Origin of the sequence: Pedococcus sp. (genome assembly GCF_036554925.1) — a bacterium.
GTDB lineage: Bacteria > Actinomycetota > Actinomycetes > Actinomycetales > Dermatophilaceae > Pedococcus_A.
Genome location: NZ_DATBMI010000124.1, coordinates 1 through 14,728, shown reverse-complemented (window position 1 = coordinate 14,728; position 14,728 = coordinate 1). Strand labels below are relative to the sequence as shown.

At 73.2% G+C, this 14,728-nt stretch carries 12 protein-coding genes; 9 read left to right on the top strand and 3 right to left on the bottom strand.

Going from position 1 to position 14,728, the window contains the following annotated elements:
- Positions 1-116 precede the first annotated feature (116 nt).
- Positions 117-1,193, top strand: a complete 1,077-nt coding sequence (locus VIB11_RS10340) for a potassium channel protein (RefSeq protein WP_332030937.1) — start codon at positions 117-119, stop codon at positions 1,191-1,193.
- 13 nt (positions 1,194-1,206) lie between these two features.
- On the opposite strand, the gene VIB11_RS10335 is transcribed toward VIB11_RS10340, so the two are convergent.
- Positions 1,207-2,574 (bottom strand): transaminase, encoded by a 1,368-nt coding sequence (locus VIB11_RS10335; protein WP_332030935.1) that lies wholly within the window; start codon positions 2,572-2,574, stop codon positions 1,207-1,209.
- 157 nt (positions 2,575-2,731) lie between these two features.
- On the opposite strand from VIB11_RS10335, the gene VIB11_RS10330 reads away from it, so the two are divergent.
- The 6 genes from VIB11_RS10330 (at position 2,732) to proB (ending at position 10,367) form a co-directional block, all read left to right on the top strand.
- Positions 2,732-3,484, top strand: coding sequence for a TIGR03936 family radical SAM-associated protein (locus tag VIB11_RS10330; RefSeq protein WP_332030934.1), 753 nt, complete (start codon positions 2,732-2,734; stop codon positions 3,482-3,484).
- A 167-nt stretch (positions 3,485-3,651) separates the two neighbouring features.
- Positions 3,652-6,660, top strand: coding sequence for an Rne/Rng family ribonuclease (locus VIB11_RS10325; protein ID WP_332030932.1), 3,009 nt, complete (start codon positions 3,652-3,654; stop codon positions 6,658-6,660).
- A 189-nt stretch (positions 6,661-6,849) separates the two neighbouring features.
- On the top strand, positions 6,850-7,158 hold the full coding sequence (rplU, locus tag VIB11_RS10320) for a 50S ribosomal protein L21 (protein ID WP_332030930.1): 309 nt from the start codon (positions 6,850-6,852) through the stop codon (positions 7,156-7,158).
- A 49-nt stretch (positions 7,159-7,207) separates the two neighbouring features.
- Complete coding sequence (rpmA, locus tag VIB11_RS10315; RefSeq protein WP_332030928.1) at positions 7,208-7,477, top strand: 50S ribosomal protein L27; 270 nt, start codon at positions 7,208-7,210, stop codon at positions 7,475-7,477.
- 223 nt (positions 7,478-7,700) lie between these two features.
- Complete coding sequence (gene obgE, locus VIB11_RS10310) at positions 7,701-9,224, top strand: GTPase ObgE (protein ID WP_332030926.1); 1,524 nt, start codon at positions 7,701-7,703, stop codon at positions 9,222-9,224.
- 18 nt (positions 9,225-9,242) lie between these two features.
- Positions 9,243-10,367, top strand: coding sequence for a glutamate 5-kinase (gene proB / locus VIB11_RS10305; protein ID WP_332030924.1), 1,125 nt, complete (start codon positions 9,243-9,245; stop codon positions 10,365-10,367).
- Positions 10,368-10,394: 27 nt separating this feature from the next.
- Here the strand turns inward: proB and pdxY are convergent, their stop codons facing one another.
- A complete protein-coding gene (pdxY, locus tag VIB11_RS10300; RefSeq protein ID WP_332030922.1) occupies positions 10,395-11,246 on the bottom strand; it encodes a pyridoxal kinase PdxY in 852 nt (283 codons plus the stop codon).
- A gap of 120 nt (positions 11,247-11,366) precedes the next feature.
- Here pdxY and VIB11_RS10295 point away from each other — a divergent pair, with 120 nt between their 5' ends.
- Together VIB11_RS10295 and VIB11_RS10290 are read left to right on the top strand one after the other, a co-directional pair.
- On the top strand, positions 11,367-12,659 hold the full coding sequence (locus VIB11_RS10295) for a glutamate-5-semialdehyde dehydrogenase (protein ID WP_332030920.1): 1,293 nt from the start codon (positions 11,367-11,369) through the stop codon (positions 12,657-12,659).
- 110 nt (positions 12,660-12,769) lie between these two features.
- Positions 12,770-13,462, top strand: a complete 693-nt coding sequence (locus VIB11_RS10290) for a class I SAM-dependent methyltransferase (RefSeq protein WP_332030918.1) — start codon at positions 12,770-12,772, stop codon at positions 13,460-13,462.
- On the opposite strand, the gene VIB11_RS10285 is transcribed toward VIB11_RS10290, so the two are convergent.
- Positions 13,413-14,507 carry a glycosyltransferase family 2 protein gene (locus tag VIB11_RS10285; protein ID WP_332030916.1) on the bottom strand — a complete coding sequence of 365 codons (1,095 nt, stop codon included), beginning with the start codon at positions 14,505-14,507 and terminating at the stop codon, positions 13,413-13,415. The two genes, VIB11_RS10290 and VIB11_RS10285, sit on opposite strands and share 50 nt — an antisense overlap.
- Between the last annotated feature and the right edge of the window lie 221 nt (positions 14,508-14,728).

The following is a 14,728-nucleotide window of genomic DNA, read 5'->3' as shown; positions in this document are numbered from 1 at the left end:
CTGGGACTGCGTCGACGGAGCCCTCAAGGCACGCCGGCACACCGCGTCCCGAGCCGCCGCCGGCGTCTAGCAGTCCATCCCGCACGGGCGAGCAGGTCCGCTGGCAGGATGAGCGCGTGCCAGCTCCCCGCACCCCCAGCGTGAGCGCCCGGCGGCGCGCCCTGCTCGGCGGTGTGACGAGCGGGCGGGGAGCGCTGCTGCGGGTCAGGGTCGCCGTGGGGGCGCTGGTGGCCGTCATCGTCATCGGCACGGTGGGCTACGTCGTGCTCGGCTTCACGCCCCTGGAGGCGATGTACCAGACCGTCACGACGGTGGCCACCGTGGGCTTCCGGGAGGTCCGGCCACTCGGCGCCGCCGGCATGGTCTTCACGATGGTGCTCATCCTGCTCGGTGTCGGCACCGTCCTCTACAACCTCGGGGTCCTCGTGGAGGCCGTCACCGAGGGCCACCTGCGCGAGCACCTCGAAAGGCGTCGCATGGACCAGCGGATCTCCGACCTGAGCGGCCACATCATCATCTGCGGGTACGGCCGGGTCGGGCGCGCGTCGGCCGCCCACCTCCTGGCGACCGGCCACGCGGTGGTGGTCATCGACAGCGACCCGGAGCGCCTGGTCGGGGTGGAGGTCCCGCACCTCGTCGGCGACGCCCTCGTCGACGACACGCTGCGGGAGGCCGGCATCGCCCGTGCCCGCGCCCTCATCGCGGCGCTGGAACAGGACGCCGACACCGTCTACCTGACCCTGTCGGCCAGGGCGTTGCGCCCAGACCTCGTGATCGTGGCCCGTGCCCGGACCGTCGACTCCAAGGCCAAGCTGCAGCTCGCCGGCGCGACCCGGGCCGTCAACCCCCAGCTCATCGGCGGGCGCCGGATGGCCTCCTTCGCGCTGTATCCCGACGTCGCCGAGTTCCTCGACGTCGTGATGCACGACGAGGAGCTCGACTACCGGATCGAGCAGGTCCGGGTGCCGGAGGGCTCGCCGCTGGCAGGGCAGTCCGTGGGCCAGGTCGACGTCAGCGGCCGGTCGGGGGCCCAGCTGCTGGCCGTCCGCATGCCGAGCCGGGGCCACTTCGTGCCCAACCCGCCGCCGGCGACCGTCGTCGAGGCCGGGGCCACGCTCATCGTCTTCGGCGACCCCGGGCAGGTCCGGGCCCTGCGCGAGCTGGTGGGGACTCCGCAGGGTGGTGCCGGCTAGGAGCCGCCAGGCCTCAGCGGAAGAGCGCGCCGACGACCTCTCGGAACACCTGCGTGTGCCGGTCGACGTCGTCGCGGGAGGTCTCCGGGCACATCAGCGCCATGTTGTGGAACGGCGTCATGAGGATGCCCCGGTTCACCATCGCCAGGTGCATGTAGGCGTCGAGCTGCTCGTCGGCGGCGGCCGCCGAGGCCTCGCCCGTGGTGGGGGCCGGGCGCGCGAACCGGTACTCCGCCCGGGCGCCGAGCTGGCTGACCGACCACGGCACGTCGAGCTCGTCGAGGGTGGCCTGCACTCCCTCGGTGAACGCCGTCGCCAGGGTGGTCATGTGCGCGAAGGCGTCCTCGGTGAGCACCTCGCCGAGAGTGGCCCGCATGGCGGCTGTCGACAGGGCGTTGCCGGCCAGCGTGCCGCCGACCCCGCCCACGTCGACGATGTCGGCCTCGCCCGCCTCGGTGTGCCGGGTGATCGCGGCGGCGACCTCCTCGGTGATCCCGTAGGCACCAGAGGGGATGCCCCCGCCGATGGACTTGCCGATGACGAAGATGTCGGGCTGGAGGCCCCAGGCGCGGGTGGCCCCGCCGGCGCCCGCCGAGAAGGTGTGCGTCTCGTCGATCATCAACAGCGCGCCGTAGCGCGTCGCCAGCTCTCGCAGGCCCTCCATGAAGCCCGGCTCCGGCAGCACGATGCCGATGTTGGTCAGCGCGGGCTCGGTGAGGATGGCCGCCACGTCACCGTGGGAGAGCGCCTCCTCGACGCCGGCCAGGTCGTTCCAGGTGGCTGCTCTCGTCGTGAGGTCCAGGTCGACCGGCGGGGCGACGTTGCCGGGCCGGCTCTCGGCCTTGCCGTCCGGGCCGGGCAGGGCGAACGCCTCGTCGACCGAGCCGTGGTAGCAGTAGGCGAAGACGAGCACCTTCGGGCGGCCTGTGGCCAGCCGCGCCAGCCGGATCGCCCAGCGGTTGGCATCGGTGGCCGAGAGCGTGAAGGACCACTGTGGCATCCCGAACCGCCGGGTCAGCTCCGCCCCCACCCACTGGGCGTCCTCGGTCGGCAGCATCGTCGTGATCCCGCCCAGCTCGCCCATCCTGCGGGTGACCGCGGCGACGGTGGGCGCGGGGGAGTGCCCGGCCATGGCGCCGGTGTCGCCGAGGGCGAAGTCGACGTAGGTGTGCCCGTCGACGTCGGTGACGCGGTTCCCCCGCGCGTGGTCGAGGTAGAGCGGGAAGCCACCGCTCCACATGTTCATCCACGTCATCGGCACCCGGCCGAAGAGGTTCCCGGCCCCCTCGAAGAGCGCCCGGCTGCGGGGGTGGTGCTCGGTGTATGCCGCCTGCTCGGCTTCGAGGAGGGAAGCCAGCCGGGTGCGGTCGAGGGTCACCATGGAGGGAAGGCTAGTGCCATGATGTCGACGGTGTAAGCCCCGTTGCATCGACGATCTCGACAGCGTCGAGTGTCTCCAACGACGAAATCCGTGGCGTGCCGAAGCGGGGCCCGGCCCGGGGCCGAGCAACGCGGCATACCTCTTAGGCTTGACCCTCATGGCCCGCCAGCGCACCCCCGAAGGACCCCCGCCCGCCCCCGCCGTCCAGAAGCTCCGGGTGCGCTACGCGAAGCGGGGGCGGCTGCGCTTCTCCTCGACCCGCGACTTCCAGCGGGCGCTCGAGCGGGCGCTCCGGCGGGCCGGCGTGCCGATGGCGTACTCGGCCGGCTTCCACCCCCACCCCAAGATCTCCTATGCCAACGCGGCACCGACGGGCACGGCGAGCGAGGCCGAGTACTTCGAGATCTCGGTGACCGAACGCGTCGACCCCGAGGCGGTGCGGGCTGCGCTCGACGCTGCCCTGCCCGAGGGGCTGGACGTCCTCGAGGTCGTCGAGGCACGCCCGGGCGCGCTCGCGGACCGGCTGGAGGCCAGTGACTGGGTGATGGAGTTCGCCGGCCTGCCGGTGGAGGAGATCGAGCGCGCCGCCAGCACCCTGATGGCCCGGGAGCGGGCCGAGGTGACCCGGATGTTCAAGACCGGGCCGAAGACCTTCGACGTGCGTTCCGCCCTCGTGTCGCTGACGAGCACAGCGTCGGAACGGGAAGGGTGTGCGATACTGCGGGTGGTCGTACGGCACACCACACCTGCCGTTCGCCCCGACGACGTTCTGACCGCGCTGCGAGCAGTCGCTGACCTCGCGCCGCCGACACCACCCCTGGTGACCCGGCTGGCGCAGGGCCCGCTGCAGGCCGCAACCGCTGGGGTGGCCGATCCACTGGCTGCCGACAAGGACGCCGCCGGCACCTGACCGGTGCCGCGCTCCCAGCGCGAGCCGTGCGGGTGTAGCCCCATCGACTTCCGTGTTGTCGGCACCCGCAGGCAGCACGAGGCACGACCCGCGCACCACGGTGCTGATCGGAGCGGCACAACCGCTCGGGTGTGGCCCTCGCCCCGTGGGTGACGGAAGGACGCCACATGGCATCCAGCGACGAACAGTTCCCGGCCGACGAAGCCACCCAGGGCGCATCGGAAGCCTCGGCCGCCGCCGGGGCCCCGGCCGAGCAGGCCACCCCGGCCGACGAGCCGGCACCGGCGCGCAAGCGCGCCCCACGTCGGGCGACCAAGAAGGCCGCAGCCCCCGCGCCCGCCGCCCCTCCCGTGGTCGAGACCGGGGGTGGCTCCGGCGGAGCGCCTGGTGAGCAGGCGACAGCCACAGCGGAGCCCGAGGCGGGTGCCGCCGGGTCGCCCGACGCCGGTGAGGCCGGGAGCGAGGCAGGCCCCGCCGAGGCGCCCCGGCGCAGGGCCGCGAAGAAGACCGCCAAGAAGACCACCAAGCGCGCCGCCAAGAAGGCTGCCCCCGCCGCGGAGCCGGCCGAGGCCGCCGCGAGTGTGCCCGAGACCGGCGGTGCTCCTGAGGTCACCGGCGAACCGGTGACGTCGGCAGCCGCCGCGACCGACGCCGAGCTCGAGGACCTCGCGGAGCAGGCCACGGAGCCCGCCGCGGATGCTCCTGCAGAGCCGGTGGCCCCCGGCTTCGGCCTGCTGTTCCAGGCTCCCGAGCCGATCGCCCCCGAGCCGCGTCGGCGCGGTCGCCAGGCGAAGGCACGGCCCGAGCCGGAGGCCGCCGAGGATGAGCGCGACGAGCGCGACGAGCGCGGTGAGGGTCGCGCCGACATCGGCGCCGAGCGGGATGCCGGCGCCGAGCGAGCCGCCGGCGCCGAGCGAGCCGCCGGCCAGGCCGCCGAGCAGCCCGAGGGCGAGGAGGGGGGCGCCGAGAGCTCGCGCGGTCGCCGTCGTCGCAGCCGTGGCGGCAAGGGCCGCCGCGGACGTGGCGGGTCGAACGGCGAGGAGACCACCGACGAGGGCACGGAGTCACCCGAGACCGAGGCCGAGGCCCGTGAGCAGGGTGGCGAGGACCGCGGGTCCGAGCCCGGCGAGGCCGAGGGGGAGGGCGAGGGCGGCAGCCGCCGGCGCACCCGCCGTCGGCGCCGCAGCGGCTCTGCTCCCGAGGGTGAGGACGCGCCCGGCGTCGTCACCAAGGTCCGCGAGCCCCGCAAGGAGCGCGACGAGCCCCAGAGCGTCAAGGGCTCGACCCGGCTCGAGGCCAAGAAGCAGCGGCGCCGCGAGGGCCGCGAGGCGGGCCGTCGCCGCACGATCATCACCGAGGCGGAGTTCCTCGCGCGACGCGAGAGCGTCGAGCGCACCATGGTCGTGCGCGAGCGAGACGGCCGCACCCAGATCGGCGTGCTCGAGGACGGCGTGCTGGTCGAGCACTACGTCAGCCGTGAGACCAACGCGTCGATGGCCGGCAACGTCTACCTCGGCCGGGTCCAGAACGTCCTGCCCTCGATGGAGGCGGCGTTCGTCGACATCGGCAAGGGCCGCAACGCCGTCCTCTACGCCGGCGAGGTCAACTGGGACGCCGCGGGCCTGGAGAACAACCAGCCCAAGCGCATCGAGAACGCCCTGAAGTCGGGCGACACCGTGCTCGTGCAGGTCACCAAGGACCCCATCGGCCACAAGGGTGCCCGGCTGACCTCGCAGATCTCGCTTCCCGGCCGCTACCTCGTCTACGTGCCCGAGGGCAGCATGACGGGCATCTCCCGCAAGCTGCCCGACACCGAGCGCGCCCGGCTGAAGCAGATCCTCAAGGAGGTCGTGCCCGAGAGCGCCGGGGTCATCGTGCGCACCGCCGCCGAGGGCGCCAGCGAGGAGGAGCTGCGCGCCGACGTCGAGCGGCTCACCAAGACCTGGGAGCGGATCAGGTCCAAGGCCGACGCCAAGTCGGGGTCGAAGGCCAAGTCCGGCGGCGCGCCGGCCCTCGTGCACGGCGAGCCCGACCTGACCGTCCGCGTCATCCGCGACGTGTTCAACGAGGACTTCACCTCCCTCGTCGTCGCCGGCGACCAGGCGTGGTCCGAGGTCAGCGAGTACATCAACGACGTCGCACCCGACCTCGCCGAGCGGCTGAAGAAGTGGACCTCCGAGGAGGACCTCTTCACCCACCACCGGGTCGACGAGCAGATCGCCAAGGCCATGGACCGCAAGGTCTGGCTGCCCAGTGGCGGGTCGCTCGTCATCGACCGCACCGAGGCGATGACCGTGGTCGACGTCAACACCGGCAAGTTCGTCGGCTCCGGCGGCAACCTCGAGGAGACCGTCACCAAGAACAACATCGAGGCGGCCGAGGAGATCGTCCGCCAGCTCCGGCTGCGCGACATCGGCGGCATCATCGTCATCGACTTCATCGACATGGTGCTCGAGAGCAACCGCGACCTCGTGGTCCGGCGCCTGCTCGAGTGCCTCGGCCGCGACCGCACCAAGCACCAGGTCGCCGAGGTCACCTCGCTCGGTCTGGTCCAGATGACGCGCAAGCGGGTCGGGAGCGGCCTCATCGAGGTCTTCTCCGAGAGCTGCGAGCACTGCAACGGCCGCGGGATCATCGTCCACGCCGAGCCGGTCGACAAGCCCTCCAGCGGCGAGTCCGGCGGGGGCTCCGCGCAGCAGCAGCAGCGCTCCCGCAGCCGCCGCGGCAAGGGTGGCGGCGAGGCGCAGCCGAGCCAGGCGCAGCCCGCCCCGCCGGCGCCCTCGGGTCCGACCCCCGCCCAGATCGCGGCCGCCGCCCACGCTGCCGCGCTGAAGAGCACTTCCGGCCACGGCGCAACCCACGGCGAGGAGGCCCCGGCGCAGGACCAGCCGGTGCTCGAGGTCGTCGAGGCGGAGGACCAGACCCCGGCAGGGGCCGAGGCCGCCGAGGCCCGCGCTGCCGCACCCGAGGTCCGCACGGGCGAGGCTCCCGCTGGCCCGGTCACCGAGCCCGCGCCGGCGGCACCGGCGCGCGCGTCCGAGCCGGTGGCACCGGCCGAGCCCGCCCCCCGGCGTCGCAAGCGCGGCAGGGTCGTCGCACCCGCCGGACCCCCCAAGGGTGGGGCGGGGGAGACGCCGGCCGCGACGGCCGAGCCCGCCCCCGCGACCGCACCCTGACGGGCGCCGCCTGACCTGCCGGTATGCCGCCCGCGCGAGTTTGGAGCGCGGGCGGCACACCCGGTACTCTTGACCCTCGGTGCGCCCACCGCTCTGATGTCCGCGGCTTGAGTCATGTCAAGCGCGGGTCGCTATCGGACGGTCCAGACAGAGAGCGCGTGCCCCCGTAAGACGAAAGTGAGATCAACTGTGTACGCGATTGTTCGCGCTGGTGGCCGACAGGAAAAGGTGTCGGTCGGCGACGTCCTCATCATCGACAAGGTGACCGCCCGGGCCGGCGACACCGTTGACCTCACGCCGCTCCTCGTGGTCGATGGCTCGACCGTGACCAGCGATGCCGACAAGCTCGCCAAGGTCACCGTCAAGGCCGAGGTCGTCAAGCCCGCCAAGGGCCCGAAGATCACGATCATGAAGTACAAGAACAAGACCGGCTACAAGAAGCGCCAGGGCCACCGTCAGCACCTGACCCAGGTCAAGGTCACCGCGATCGAGGCCTGAGCCTCCGCGCCCACCTCAACTTCGTTAGACAGCAAAGGCAGGTACTGACATGGCACACAAGAAGGGTGCGTCCTCGACCCGCAACGGTCGTGACAGCAACGCACAGCGACTCGGCGTCAAGCGCTTCGGCGGCCAGCTGGTCAACGCGGGCGAGATCCTCGTCCGCCAGCGCGGCACGCACTTCCACCCCGGTGACGGCGTCGGCCGTGGCGGCGACGACACGCTGTTCGCGCTCGTCGCGGGCAACGTGGAGTTCGGCACCAAGCGCCGCCGCAGGGTCGTCAACATCGTCCCGGTGGAGACCGCTTCCGCTGAGTGACGTCGCGCGCGGCCGGGCCGCGCGCAGCTGACCTCCACGCGTGGGGGCGGGCCAGATCTGGCCCGCCCCCTTCGCACTTCCCCTCCCGACCCTTTATCGGGTCACCCGATAAGCAGCCGCTTCACCCGAGGTGCTTCCCGGGGTGAAGCGCCCCTTTCTCGGGTCACCCGATAAAGGGACAGCGGCCTAGACTCGGGTCGCCCCCAGACAGAGAGCAGAGACCATGGCCAACTTCGTCGACCGCGTCGTGCTGCACGTCGCCGCCGGCGACGGCGGCCACGGCGTGGCATCCGTCAAGCGCGAGAAGTTCAAGCCGCTCGGCGGCCCCGACGGCGGCAACGGCGGCCGCGGCGGCAGCGTGATCCTGCGGGTGGACCCGCAGTCGACCACGTTGCTCGACTACCACCACCACCCCCACCGCAAGGCCAGCAACGGCAAGCCCGGTGCGGGCGACGAGCGCAACGGCGCCGACGGCGAGGACCTCGTCCTGCCCGTCCCCGAGGGCACGGTCGTGAAGGCCGCCGACGGCGAGGTGCTCGCCGACCTCGTGGGCCAGCACGCCGAGTTCGTCGTCGCTGCCGGCGGCAGGGGCGGCCTCGGCAACAAGGCGCTCGCCTCGCAGCGACGCAAGGCCCCCGGCTTCGCGCTGCTCGGCGAGCCGGGCGAAGCGCTCGACGTGGTGCTCGAGCTGAAGTCGCTCGCGGACGTCGCGTTGATCGGCTTCCCGTCCGCGGGCAAGTCCTCGCTGGTCTCGGTGCTGTCGGCCGCGAAGCCGAAGATCGCCGACTACCCGTTCACCACCCTCGTGCCCAACCTCGGCGTCGTGGTCGCCGGCGACGAGCGGTTCACGATCGCCGACGTGCCGGGGCTGATCCCGGGCGCGCACCAGGGCAAGGGCCTCGGGCTGGAGTTCCTGCGCCACGTCGAACGCTGCTCGGTCCTCGTCCACGTCATCGACTGCGCCACGCTCGAGCCCGGACGCGACCCCATGACCGACCTCGACGTCATCGAGGAGGAGCTCGCGCAGTACGTGCCCGACGACTCGCTCGGCGGCCGGCCGCTGGCGGAACGCACTCGCATCGTGGTGCTCAACAAGGCCGACGTGCCCGAGGCGCGCGAGCTCGCCGAGATGGTCCGGCCGGACCTCGAGGCACGGGGCGTCGAGGTGTTCGTCGTCTCCGCTGTGGCCCGCACCGGGCTCAAGGAGCTCACCTACGCCTTGGCGCGCCACGTCGCCGCCCACCGCAAGGAGTTCGAGGTCGTCGAGGCGCCCCGAGTCGTCATCAGGCCCAAGGCGGTCGACGACACCGGCTTCCGGGTCGTGCGGGAGAACACCCCCGACGGCGAGGTGTTCCGCATCGAGGGCGAGCGACCGACGCGCTGGGTCCGGCAGACCGACTTCTCCAACGACGAGGCGGTCGGCTACCTCGCCGACCGGCTGAACCGCGCCGGGGTCGAGGAGGCGCTCTTCGAGGCCGGTGCCGTGGCCGGCGCGACGGTCGTGATCGGGCCGAAGGACAACGCCGTCGTGTTCGACTGGGAGCCCACGCTCTCGGCGGGAGCCGAGCTGCTCGCCGGCCCCCGTGGCACGGACCTGCGCCTGGAGGAGCCGAGCCGTCCGACGCGCGAGCAGAAGCGCGCCGACTATGCCGACCGCCGGGCCGCGAGGTCGGCGGCGCGCGACGAGCTCGCTGCCGAGCGCCGCGCCGGGCACTGGGCGACCGCCCACGACGATGACGACGAGTGAGCGGCGAGTGAGCGGCGAGTGAGCGCGGCAGACCGGCGCCGCGACGTCGTCTCGGCTCGGCGCCTCGTCGTCAAGGTCGGGTCGTCGTCACTGACCGAGGCCGACGGTGGAGGCCTCGACGAGGAGCGCCTGCGGGCCCTCGTCGACGTCATCGCCGAGCGGCGCCTCGAAGGCACCTCCGTGGTGCTGGTGTCCTCGGGTGCCATCTCGGCGGGCATCGCCCCGCTCGGCCTGACCAAGCGCCCGTGGGACCTCGCCACCCAGCAGGCGGCGGCAAGTGTCGGGCAGGGAGCCCTGGTGGCGGCATACCAACGCGCCTTCGGGGCCCACGGGCTGACGGTGGGCCAGGTCCTGCTCACCGCGGACGACGTCACCCGCCGCTCGCACTACACCAACGCCAAGCGCACCCTCGACCGGCTGCTCGAGCTCGGGATCGTGCCCATCGTCAACGAGAACGACACGGTGGCGACGCAGGAGATCCGGTTCGGCGACAACGACCGGCTGGCGTCGCTGGTCGCGCACATCGCCCACGCCGACGCCCTCGTCCTCCTCACCGACGTCGACGCCCTCTACGACGGCCCGCCCGATCAGCCCGGGACCCAGCGCGTGCCGCTCGTCGTCGGCGGCCTCGGGCTCGACCACGTCCGTATCGGAGGCACCGGGTCGGCCATCGGCAGCGGCGGGATGGTGACCAAGGTGGAGGCGGCCTCGATCGCGAACTCCGCTGGCATCACCACCCTGCTGACCAGCGCCGCCCAGGCCCGCGAGGCCCTCGACGGCCGGGATGTCGGGACGCTCTTCGTGCCCACCGGGTCGCGACGCGCCTCCCGCAAGCTGTGGCTGGCCCATGCCACCACCCCGAGGGGGCGGCTGATGCTGGACGCCGGGGCGGTGCGCGCGGTCGTCGAGCGCCGCACCTCGCTGCTGCCTGCGGGCGTCACGGAGGTGATCGGCGTCTTCGGCGACGGCGACGCCGTGGAGCTGTGCGGCCCGGAGGGCGCCGTGATCGGGCGCGGCCTGGTGAACTACAGCTCCGCCGAGCTGCCGGAGCTGCTGGGCCGCACCACCCACGAGCTGGCGCGCGAGCTGGGCCCGGGCTATGAGCGCGAGGTCGTCCACCGCGACGACCTGGTCATCCTCTAGCTCGGGAGTCCGGTCGGAGGAGACGGCTCACCGCACCTGGCGGACCTCGAACTGCATCCCGGGGTGCGCGATGGTCTCCTGGGACTGCACCAGCTGCAGCTCGCGCTCGCCGGAGTCCAGCGTCGTCTGGAGCAGGTCGAAGACGCTCGACGCCGTGCGCCCGAGCGCGACGTCGGGCCGGCCGGTCGAGAGCAGGTGGGCCGTGAACAGCGCCGCCGTCACGTCGCCGGAACCGTTGGCCTTCAAGGGAAGCAGCGGCGTCTGCACGATCCAGGCCCCGTCACCGGTGACCGCCATCATCTCGATGGTGCCGTCGGGGCGGTCGGCACGCTCGACGCTGGTGACCAGCACGGTCGACGGCCCCATCTTCCGGGCGAGGTCGGCCGAGGCCAGGATCTCCTCGAGGGTCCGCGGCTCGGTCTCGGTGAGGTAGCCGAGCTCGAACTGGTTCGGGGTGATGACGTCGGCAGCGGGGACGACCCGCTCACGCAGCAGCACCGGGATCGCGGGGTGCACGAAGCAGCCGCTCCTGGCGTTGCCCATGACCGGGTCGCACGCGTAGACCGCGTCGGGGTTGGCGGCCTTGACCCGCGCCACCGCGTCGAGGATCACGTCGCCGATGTCCTCCCCGCCCTGGTAGCCCGAGAGCACGGCGTCGATACCCGGGAAGGCTCCGCGCTCCTCGACGCCCCGGATCACCTCGCGCACGTCCGAGGCGGGCAGCAGGGGACCGCGCCACTGGCCGTAGCCGGTGTGGTTGGAGAAGTGCACCGTGTGGACCGGCCACACCTCGACCCCCAGGCGTTGCAGCGGGAAGACCGCCGCGCTGTTGCCGACGTGGCCGTAGGCGACCGAGGACTGGATCGACAGGATGCTCACCCCGGCATTCAACCAGCCCCGGGCGACCCGGTATGCCGCGTGCCGGGTCACGGCCCCGGCTGCGGTCCGGGGGACGGGACGGACGTCCGCATGCCGGGCACGGCGGCCTACGCTGGGGGCATGTCCGTGCCCTCGATGATCGACCCCGCCGCCGTCGCCCAGGTCGCGGAGCTCGCGACGGCTGCCCGCGCCGCCTCGCGCCGGGTCGGGCTGCTGTCCCGGGCGGTCAAGGACGCCGCACTCCTCGCGATGGCGGACGCCCTCGAGGCTGCTGCCGCCGACATCATCGCGGCCAACGCCGAGGACCTCGAGCGCGGACGCGCGTCGGGCATGGCGCAAGGTCTGCTCGACCGGCTCACCCTCGACGCCCCGCGGGTGGCCGCCGTCGCCCAGGCCCTGCGCGACATCGCCGCACTGCCCGACCCCGTGGGCGAGGTGGTCCGGGGTTCGACGCTCGCCAACGGACTGCAGATCCGGCAGGTCCGGGTGCCCATGGGGGTCGTCGGGATGATCTACGAGGCCCGCCCCAACGTCACCGTCGACGCTGCCGGGCTCGGCCTGAAGAGCGGGAACGCCGTGATCCTGCGCGGCGGGTCGGCTGCCGCCTCGACCAACCGGGCACTCGTCACCGTGCTGCGCGGGGCGCTGGAGTCCCGCGGTCTTCCCGGCGATGCGGTCTGCCTGCTCGACGGCGGCGGCCACGACGCGGTGCGCGCCCTCATGACGGCTCGTGGGCTGGTCGACCTGCTCATCCCGCGCGGAGGCGCCAGCCTGATCCAGACCGTCGTCACCGAGTCGACGGTGCCGGTCATCGAGACCGGCGTCGGCAACTGCCACGTCTACGTCGACGCCTCAGCCGACCTCGACAAGGCGCTGGCCATCGCCGTCAACGCCAAGACGCACCGGCCCAGCGTGTGCAACGCCGCCGAGTCGCTGCTGGTCCACGAGGCCGTGGCGGCGGACTTCCTGCCGAAGGTCCTCGCGGAGCTCAGCGCTGCCGGCGTGGTGCTGCACACCGACGAGGCGTCCGGTGCGGCCGCCGAGGGGGCCGGGGTGCCGCACGAGGTGGCCACCGAGGAGGACTACGCGACGGAGTACCTCGCCCTCGAGATGAGCGTGCGGGTCGTGCCGGACCTCGACGCGGCGCTCGAGCACATCCGCACCTACGGCTCGGGCCACACCGAGGCGATCGTCACCGAGGACCGTGCGGCGGCCCGGCGCTTCACGGGCGAGGTGGACGCCGCCGCTGTGATGGTCAACGCCTCCACCCGCTTCACCGACGGCGGCGAGTTCGGCTTCGGGGCCGAGATCGGGATCTCCACGCAGAAGCTGCACGCCCGGGGCCCCATGGCACTGCCGGAGCTGACGACGACGAAGTGGGTCGTCGAGGGAGACGGGCAGGTCCGCGCCTGACGGCGTCGGCCGCCCCCCAGCCGCCGTGTCGTGGAGCCGCGGCGGGGCGTCGTGGTGTCGGGGCGCTGCGGCGTCGGGAGGCCGCCGGGCGCGTGGCAGGATGAGCGCCCGTGGAAGGCACTGAGGTACGCAAGCTCGCCGCGCTCGAGGACACCCACTGGTGGTACCGCGAGCGGCGGCACCTGCTCGGACGCGCCCTCCGGGGGATGCAGCCCGGCCGGGCCCTCGACGTCGGCGCCGCCGGGGGAGGGAACACCCGGGTCCTGCGCGACGCGGGGTGGTCCGTCGTCGCCCTCGAGTACGGCGCGGAGGGCGCCGAGGTCGCCCGCGACCGAGGTCTGCCGGTCCTGCGGGCCGACGCCACGTCGCTGCCGCTGCCGGACGGCAGCCTCGACCTGGTGGTGGCCTTCGACGTCCTCGAGCACATCCTCGACCACGATGCCGCGGTGGCCGACGTGCACCGCGTGCTGCGGCCCGGTGGGACGTTCCTGGTCGCCGTGCCGGCGGACCCGCGGCTGTGGTCCGAGCACGATGTCGCGGTCGACCACGTCCGCCGCTACACGCGGGTGACGCTGCGTGACGTGCTCGAGCGGGGCGGCTTCGAGGTCGAGTCGATGACCTCGTGGAACGTCCTGCTGCGCCCGGTGGTGGCCCTGCGCCGCCGCACGAGCACCGGCAGCGACCTCGACGACCTGCACCCGGCGGTCAACCTCGGCCTGCGCGCGGTCGTGACCGCCGAGCGCTACCTGCCGGTCAAACGGATGCCTGGCGTGACGCTGCTCGTGACGGCGCGTCGTCGGTAGCGGCCGGAGCCGCAGCGGGCTCCTGTCCGGCGGGGCTCGCCGGGGTGTCGGGTCGCGACGCGGCACCGGTCGTGGCGGGACCCGCCGGCAGCGCCTCGTCGGCAGTCGTCGCCGGGCCTGTCAGCGAGTCGTAGGCGATGAAGTAGGTGGGACGCGCCTGCATCATGGCGTACATCCGGCCGACGTACTCGCCGAGGATCCCCAGGCACAGCAGCTGCACCGCCCCGACGGCCGAGACGGCGACGACGGTGGACGTCCAGCCCGGGAGCGTGTGGCCCAGCGTCTGGGCGACCAGCGCGTAGAGCAGCAGCCCCACGGCGGCCAGCCCGCCGGTCAGGCCCAGCCAGGTCGCGGCCCGCAGCGGGGCGATCGAGAAGCCGGTCACGCTGTCGATCGACAGCCGCACCATCTTCGCCAGCGGGTACTTCGAGCGCCCGGCGGCTCGCTCGTCGCGCCTGTACGAGACCGACGCCGACGGGAAGCCCAGGGCAGGCACGATGAAGCGCAGGACCCGGTTGTGCTCCGGCAGGGCGTTGACGGCCTCGACCGTGGCGCGCGACATCATCCGGTAGTCGCCGGCGTCGCTCTGCGCGTGCGTGCCGGACAGCGCGCGGATCACCCGGTAGAAGGCCCGGGCGCTCATCCGCTTGAAGGCCGAGTCGGTCGAGCGGTCGGACCGCACGCCGTACACCACGTCGACCCGCTCGGCGCGTGCGACCGCGAGCATGTCGGGGATGACCTCGGGAGGGTCCTGCAGGTCGGCGTCGAGCGTGACGACGTAGTCGCCGCGCGCGCAGGCGAGACCCGCCGAGATGGCGGCCTGGTGCCCGGCGTTGGCCCGGAGCCGCACGACGCGCAGCTCGGGCCAGTCCCGGCGGAGCCGCTGCAGCACGACCGCGGTGGTGTCGGTGCTGCCGTCGTCGACCGCGACCACCTCGTACGGCGTCTCGAGACCGTCGGCCACCGGGCGCAGGCGCTCCACCAGCAGCGGCAGGACATCCTCCTCGTTGAAGCAGGGGATGACGATGCTGAGCTCGGGCGGCATGGTCCCAGCGTACGGCGTGGGTGCCCCGGAGCCGGCCCCGCGGCATACAGCGTCGTGGCTGGTGTCGGCCCCGCCCGCGGGCGGGGTGTTCGCGGGCGGGTGCGGACCCGACGGGTAGGCTGTGCGCCATGTCGTCGTCTCTGGCCACCCTGTACTCCTCCGTCGAGGAGACCCACCGCGAGCTGCCCATGTCCGCGACCATGTACGGCGTGCTCGCACTC